A 7,106-nucleotide genomic window follows, 5' to 3' on the forward strand; every position below is an offset into this window, starting at 1 on the left:
TATCGCCTCAGGATGCTTCCGCCCCGGAACGCGGGCCCGGAGCGCCGGGGCGGAGGTCGGCGGGCAGCCACCGGGCCGCCGCCGCGAGCAGCAGGCCGAGCCAGCCCGCCGCGAACAGCCAGCCGCCCAGCACATCGGTGAACCAGTGCACCCCCAGGAAGATCCGGGTCAGCCCCACTCCAGCGCCCCAGCAGGCGACGAGCAGCGTCAGCGGGCCCCGGCCGTGCGGGGCGCGCAGCCACAGTGCCGCGATCAGCAGTCCGGCGGTGAGGGCCGAGGTGGTCGTGTGGCCGGAGGGGAACGACCAGCCGGAGGCGAGCGCCTCCCAGTCCCCGCGCGGCGGGCGCGCCCGGCCGACCAGGTCCATCACGCCGTACCGCACCGCCTGCCCCAGGCCGAGGCAGACCAGGCCCAGCAGCGCGGCGGCGCACCGCTGCCGGGTCGTGCGGCCCGCCGTCAGTCCGGCCGCGACCGCCAGGACGTACGGCACCGCCCCCGTCCCCGTGTCGGTCAGCCCGCGTGCCACGGCGACCGCGACCGGCGGCCGGTGCCCGAGGGACCAGGCGAGCAGGGCGCGGTCCGGGGGGAGCGGGGTGCCGTGCCGCGCGACCACGACCAGGGCCAGCGCGGCGAAGGCCAGCCAGGCGCCGAGGCCCGCGGCGGCCACCGGCACCGGGAGACCGCGCCGGCTCACACCGTCGACGACTGCCATGCCCGAGCCTCCGAGCCCCTCGTCACGATGTCTCCTTCGCCGCCGCGGCCCGCCGTGAGCGCAGCACCTCCGCCGCGAGCGGGATCAGCGAGACGACGACGATCAGCGCGATCACCGGCAGCAGGTACTTGTCGACGTTCGGGATCGAGGACCCCAGCGCGTACCCGCCCAGCGTGAGGCCGAGGCTCCAGACCAGGCCGCCGATCACCTGCCACGCGGTGAACGTGCGCGTCGGCACGCCGAGCGCGCCCGCCATCGGGTTCAGCACGGTGCGCACCACCGGCACGAAGCGGGCCAGCACGATCGCCTTCGCGTGGCCGTACCGGTCCAGCAGTTCCTCCGCGCGGCGCGCGCCCTCGCGCAGCTTCGCCGAGCGGGTGCGGGCCAGCAGCGCGCCGCCCGCCCTGCGGCCGATGAGGAACCCGCACTGGGAGCCCGCCAGCGCGCCGAGCGCCGCCGCGAGCAGCAGCGGGCCGAGCGAGAGGTGCAGCCCGCGGTCGGCCGAGCCCGTGCACAGCAGCCCCGCCGTGAACAGCAGCGAGTCCCCGGGCAGGAAGAACCCGATCAGCAGGCCCGTCTCCGCGAAGAGCACCACGCCGACGCCGAACACGCCGAAGGCGGCCAGCAGCGAGTGGGCGTCGAGCACGTTGACCGCGAGCTGCGACGCCAGATGTGGGGGAGTGGCCACGGCCGCACGCCCTTTCCTTCGACTTGCCTCGACAACATGTGACTACACATTTGTAGACGTCGGTCCGGCGCCCCGACGAACGCGGACAGGGCATCCTTCCCGGACTTTGCCGGGGGATTACCGGTTCGTGACTGGTTGCCTACGAAGGTGTGGTCATCATGGTCGCGAAGGTAAGGCATGCCTTCGCTAAGTTACCGGGAGGGTCGCAGGGCATGTGGGACGACGCGTTTCCGAGTTTCCTGATCGGACTGAGAGAGGGGCTCGAAGGCGGACTCATCGTCTCCATCCTGGTCGCCACCCTGGTGCGCGCCGAGGCACGCTCCCGGCTGCCGCAGGTGTGGACGGGCGTCCTGGCCGCGATCGCCGTCGCGATGAGCTTCGGTGCGGTGCTCACCTTCACCGCCGCGTCCATGCCGGAGACGGCCCAGGAGGCGTTCGGCGGCTCCCTCAGCGTGATCGCCGTCGCGTTCGTCACCGCCATGGTGTTCTGGATGCGCCGCTCGGCCCGCAACCTCTCCAGCGAGCTGAGGCAGAAGGTCACCGGCGCCCTCGCCATGGGCTCCGGCATGCTGATCCTCACCTCCTTCCTGGCCGTCGGCCGTGAGGGCCTGGAGACCGCCCTGTTCCTGTGGACCACCGCCCAGGCGGCCGGTGAGTCCGCGGGCCCGCTGACCGGTGCCGCCATCGGCCTGGTCCTCGCGACCGGACTGTGCTGGGGCCTGTACCGCCGGGTCCTGAAGATCAACCTGACGAAGTTCTTCACCGCCACCGGCGTCGTCCTCATCGTCATCGCCGCCGGGGTCCTCGGCTACGGCCTGCGCGACCTCCAGGAGGGCGGCGTGCTGCCCGGCGGGACCGCCTACGCCGTCGACCTCGCCGGCAGCATCGACGCGGGCTCCTGGTACAGCACCCTGATCCAGGGCGTCTTCAACCTGATGCCCACCATGACCTGGCTCCAGGTGGTCGCCTACGTCGCCTACCTCGTCGTGGTGATGACCCTCTTCGTGCGCGGCGTGCGCGTCACCACCCCCAAGCCCAAGGCGGAGCCCGAGGCGGCCGCGGACGGTGCCGACGCGCCGGAGCCCGCGGCCCGGCGCCGCCCGGCCTGGGTGGTCCCGGCCGCCGTGGTCGCCGTACCCGCAGTGATCGCCGGACTCTTCGTCACCCTCGGCCGCCCCAAGCCCGCCGGGGACCAGACCGTCGCCGTCTCCGGGACCGACTGCGGCAAGGGCTTCACCGCGCCCAAGCCCGGCCGGCAGACCTTCCGGATGCGGAACACCGGCCGCCAGGCCGCCGAGGTCTACCTCGTGGACCCGTCGACCAACGCGGTCTACGGCGAGATCGAGGGCCTCGCCCCCGGCACCACCCGTGACCTCGTCGCCACCGTCGCCGGCGGCACCTACGCCTGGCGCTGCGTCCCCGCGAACGGCCAGGCCGTCACCTCCAAGCCGGTCACCGTCGCCGGCGGCGGCGCGGCCAAGCCGGTCGCCCCCGTCTCCGAGCAGGACCTCGCCGCGCCCCTGGCGTCGTACAGGACGTACGTCGGCAAGGGTCTGGACACCCTCGTCGCCCAGACCGGCACCCTCCGGCACGACATCGAGGGCGGCCACCTGGACAAGGCCCGCACCGACTGGCTCACCGCCCACCGCACCTACGCCTCCCTGGGCGCCGCCTACGGCACCTTCGAGGACTTCGACCAGAAGATCGACGGCCGCGCCGACGGCCTGCCGGGCGGCGAGCAGGACAAGGACTTCACCGGTTTCCTGCGCCTGGAGTACGGCCTGTGGCACGGGCAGTCGGCCAAGGAGCTGACCGGGCCCGCCAGGCGGCTCAGCGCGGACGCGGCCGGGCTGCGCAAGGCGTTCCCGAGCCAGGACTTCGACCCGGGCGACCTGCCGCTGCGCGCCCACGAGATCCTGGAGAACACCCTCCAGTTCGAGCTGACCGGCGACACCGACGAGGGCAGCGGCACCAACCTCGCCACCGCCGACGCCAACCTGGCCGGCACCCGCGAACTGCTCACCGTCCTCAAGCCGCTGCTCACCGACCGCGCTCCCAAGGCGCCGCCCACCGTCGACAGCGACATCGACCGGGTGCAGAAGCTGCTGGACGCGGCCCATGACGGCGCCCACTGGACCCCCGTCGAGAAGCTCTCCGCCGCCGACCGGCAGCGCCTCGACGGGGCCACCGGGCAGCTCCTGGAGGACCTCGCCCCGATCCCGGACCTGCTGGAGATCCGGAAGTCCGCCTGATGACCACCGCGCACCCGCACCCCGAAGGGAACCCGCCCATGTCCACCGCCGACACGCCGTCCTGCCCCGTCGGTCCCGCCCGCCGCTCCTTCGTGCGCGGCGCGCTGGGCGCCGGTGCCGCGGGTGCGGTCCTGGCCGGCGGCGGCTTCGCGCTCGGCGCGAGCGGCGACACGGCCGAGGCCCGGACGAGCGGCCCGGACGGCCGTACGAAGGTGCCGTTCCACGGCGCCCACCAGGCCGGGATCACCACCCCGCCGCCCGCCGCCGCCGCGTTCGTCTCCTTCGACGTCATCGCCGACGACCGCGACGGCGTCGCCGACCTGCTGAGAACCGTCACCGAACGGGCCCGCTCCCTCACCTCCGGCGGCGCCCCCGCCGACCTCGGCGTCGGCGCGCCGCCCTCCGACAACGGCATCCTCGGCCCCGAGGTCCCCGCGGACGGCCTCACCCTCACCGTCGGCGTCGGCTCCTCCCTGTTCGACGACCGCTACGGCCTCGGCAAGGCCAGGCCCGCCCGGCTGGTGCCCATGCGGACCTTCCCGAACGACAACCTGAACCCGGCCGAGTGCCACGGCGACCTCTCGCTGCAGATCTGCGCGCAGAGCAGGGACACCGTGCTGCACGCCCTGCGTGACATCGCCCGGCACACCCGGGGCGCGATGCAGGTCAAGTGGCGCATCGACGGCTTCCAGAACGCGCCGAGGCCCACCGGCGCCCAGCGCAACCTGCTCGGCTTCAAGGACGGGATCGCCAATCCGGACGTCGACTCCGCGCGCGAGACGAACAGGCTGATCTGGGTCGGCGACGGCCAGGGCGAGCCCGCGTGGGCCGCCGGCGGCAGCTACCAGGTCATCCGGATCATCCGGATGCTGGTCGAGTTCTGGGACCGGGTCTCGCTCACCGAGCAGGAGAGGATGTTCGGCCGCCGCAAGGACACCGGCGCCCCGCTGGACGGCGCCGAGGAGACCGACGTCCCCAACTACGCCAAGGACCCGCACGGCAACGCGATCCCGCTGGACTCCCACATCCGCCTCGCCAACCCGCGCACCGCGAAGTCGGACGACTCCCGCATCCTGCGCCGCGGCTACAACTACGACCGGGGCGTGGACAACGTCGGCGACCTCGACATGGGCCTCGTCTTCTGCTGCTACCAGCAGGACGTCAAGCGCCAGTTCGAGGCCGTGCAGACCCGGCTGATCGACGAGCCCCTGGTGGACTACATCTCCCCGACCGGCGGCGGCTACTTCTTCGCCCTGCCCGGCGTGCGGGGTGCCGGGGACTGGCTGGGTCGGGGCATGTTCTCCGCCTGACCGGACCCGCGGCCTCCCGGCCCGGCCCCGCCGCTTTGCCGCTCCCCCGCCCGGGGGAGCGGCCTTTTCCTGTTCATGGTCTTTTCCTGACCATGGGAAAGGCCTGCCGCCGCCTTTACTGCACATGACTTGCAAGTACGGGATGATGGCACCAGGCTGTGGTGCGCAGCCGTACCCGTACGACGTTAGGAACGACCCTCCCGATGACGGCCGCCCCTGGTCCCGCTCCGTCCCTCCCCGCACAGGCCGGCGCCAAGCCGTCGGCCTGGCAACGCGTCCGACGCTCCATGACGCGCCAGGAGTGGATCAGGGTCGGCTCGATGGTCGCCTTCGTGCTGGCCCTGCACGTCATCGGCTGGGGCACGCTCGTCGGCGTCATCGCGCCGCAGCACTTCAGCGTCGGCGGCGAGTCCTTCGGCATCGGCATCGGCGTGACCGCCTACACCCTGGGCATGCGGCACGCCTTCGACGCCGACCACATCGCGGCCATCGACAACACCACGCGCAAGCTCATGGGCTCGGGGCAGCGCCCGCTGTCCGTCGGCTTCTGGTTCTCCCTCGGGCACTCCAGCATCGTCTTCGGTCTCGCCCTGCTGCTGTCCCTGGGCATGAAGACGCTGGCCGGACCGGTCCAGGACGACAACTCGCACCTCCACCAGGTCACCAGCCTCATCGGCACGACCGTCTCCGGCGCCTTCCTCTACCTCATCGCCGGGATCAACCTCGTCATCCTCGCAGGCATCTGGAAGGTCTTCCGCAGGATGCGCACCGGCCACTACGACGAGGCCGCCCTGGAGGCCCACCTCGACAACCGGGGCTTCATGAACCGCCTGCTGGGCCGGGTCACCAACTCGATCAGCAAGCCCTGGCAGATGTACCCGCTGGGGCTGCTGTTCGGGCTCGGCTTCGACACGGCGACCGAGATCGCCCTGCTCGTCCTCGCCGGCTCCGGCGCCGCCTCCGGGCTGCCCTGGTACGCCATCCTCACCCTGCCGGTGCTGTTCGCGGCCGGCATGTCGCTGCTGGACACCATCGACGGCTCGTTCATGAACTTCGCCTACGGCTGGGCGTTCTCCAAGCCGGTGCGCAAGGTCTACTACAACCTCACCGTCACCGGTCTGTCCGTCGCCGTGGCCCTCATCATCGGCTCCGTCGAACTCCTCGGCCTGCTCGCCGACAAGATGGACCTGCACGGCTTCTTCTGGGACTGGGTCGCGGGGCTCGACCTCAACACGGTCGGCTTCGTCATCGTCGGCCTGTTCTTCGCCACCTGGGCGCTCGCGCTGCTGGTGTGGAAGGCGGGGCGCATCGAGGAGAAGTGGACCGCGGGCCTGGCCGAGCGGTCCGCCGACTGAAGCCGTCGCGCCGGCGCGGGCGCGGCGGTCGCGCCGGCCGGATCCGGCCCGGCGGGGTTGACGTCCCGGCTGCGGGAAACGCGGACCGGGACCGCCACGCGAACACGGAAGGAGGCGACGATGAGCGAAGCGCAGACTCCCATGGGGGACGACGCCTACCAGCCCACCGGGACCAACGAGGAGCAGGCGGACGCCGCGCCCCTCGACCCCGAGGACGCGGTCGGCGAACCCTCCTACGACGACATGCTCGACGAGGGCTACTCCCCGCCCGAACGCCCCCTCGGCGTCACCAAACGCGGCACCACCGCCGCCGAGCAGCGCGCGGGCGAGACCCTCGACGAGCGACTGCGCCAGGAGGTACCGGAGACGGGTGAACCGGTCGGCGACGACATCGGCGACCTGCCCGGCGGCGAGGGCGAGCCCCTCGACCGCGAGGTGGGCGACGTCCGGGCGGGCCGCCTGGTGGCCCCGGACGAGGGAACCCACGCCGACACCACCAAGGAGGAGGTCGCCGAGGACGTGGGCATCGACGGGGGAGCGGCGGGCGCGGAGGAGGCCGCGGTGCATGTCGTACCGGACGAGACCGACCTGCCGGACTGACGGATCGCCCCCGCCGGCTCCCGGTGCCCCTCCTCAGGGGCACGAGCCGCACAGCATGCACCAGGGCGGGCGGCGCCGCGCGGCGCCGCCCCCCCGGGGTACCCCGTGAAACCCCGAAGGCCGAAGGGTCACGAACGCCGCCGGAAGATAGGGAGAGCGGGGGGTAGGGAAAGAGTGTAGTTAAGACAG

6 protein-coding genes are annotated in these 7,106 nt (G+C 72.7%); 4 read left to right on the forward strand and 2 right to left on the reverse strand.

What is annotated here, in order from left to right:
• Positions 1 to 7 precede the first annotated feature (7 nt).
• Together ACWDD7_RS17210 and ACWDD7_RS17215 are read right to left on the reverse strand one after the other, a co-directional pair.
• A complete protein-coding gene (locus ACWDD7_RS17210; protein WP_450457909.1) occupies positions 8 to 694 on the reverse strand; it encodes a phosphatase PAP2 family protein in 687 nt (228 codons plus the stop codon).
• Between the two features lie 40 nt (positions 695 to 734).
• Positions 735 to 1,400, reverse strand: a complete 666-nt coding sequence (locus ACWDD7_RS17215; RefSeq protein WP_450457897.1) for a DedA family protein — start codon at positions 1,398 to 1,400, stop codon at positions 735 to 737.
• Positions 1,401 to 1,612: 212 nt separating this feature from the next.
• Here ACWDD7_RS17215 and efeU point away from each other — a divergent pair, with 212 nt between their 5' ends.
• The 4 genes from efeU to ACWDD7_RS17235 all read left to right on the forward strand — a co-directional run bounded on the left by efeU (position 1,613) and on the right by ACWDD7_RS17235 (position 6,917).
• A complete protein-coding gene (gene efeU, locus ACWDD7_RS17220; protein ID WP_450457898.1) occupies positions 1,613 to 3,652 on the forward strand; it encodes an iron uptake transporter permease EfeU in 2,040 nt (679 codons plus the stop codon).
• A 38-nt stretch (positions 3,653 to 3,690) separates the two neighbouring features.
• Positions 3,691 to 4,962 carry an iron uptake transporter deferrochelatase/peroxidase subunit gene (gene efeB / locus ACWDD7_RS17225; protein WP_450457899.1) on the forward strand — a complete coding sequence of 424 codons (1,272 nt, stop codon included), beginning with the start codon at positions 3,691 to 3,693 and terminating at the stop codon, positions 4,960 to 4,962.
• Positions 4,963 to 5,165: 203 nt separating this feature from the next.
• Entirely contained in the window at positions 5,166 to 6,317 is a 1,152-nt protein-coding gene (locus tag ACWDD7_RS17230; protein ID WP_450457900.1) for a HoxN/HupN/NixA family nickel/cobalt transporter, read from the forward strand.
• A gap of 120 nt (positions 6,318 to 6,437) precedes the next feature.
• Complete coding sequence (locus ACWDD7_RS17235; RefSeq protein ID WP_450457901.1) at positions 6,438 to 6,917, forward strand: DUF5709 domain-containing protein; 480 nt, start codon at positions 6,438 to 6,440, stop codon at positions 6,915 to 6,917.
• Positions 6,918 to 7,106 lie beyond the last annotated feature (189 nt).

The organism is Streptomyces sp. NPDC001056 (assembly GCF_053598955.1).

Coding starts and splice junctions, on each gene's coding strand:
- efeU (WP_450457898.1), top strand. CDS start 1,613: ATGTGGGACGACGCGTTTCCGAGTTTCCTGATCGGACTGAGAGAGGGG.
- efeB (WP_450457899.1), top strand. CDS start 3,691: ATGTCCACCGCCGACACGCCGTCCTGCCCCGTCGGTCCCGCCCGCCGC.
- ACWDD7_RS17230 (WP_450457900.1), top strand. CDS start 5,166: ATGACGGCCGCCCCTGGTCCCGCTCCGTCCCTCCCCGCACAGGCCGGC.
- ACWDD7_RS17235 (WP_450457901.1), top strand. CDS start 6,438: ATGAGCGAAGCGCAGACTCCCATGGGGGACGACGCCTACCAGCCCACC.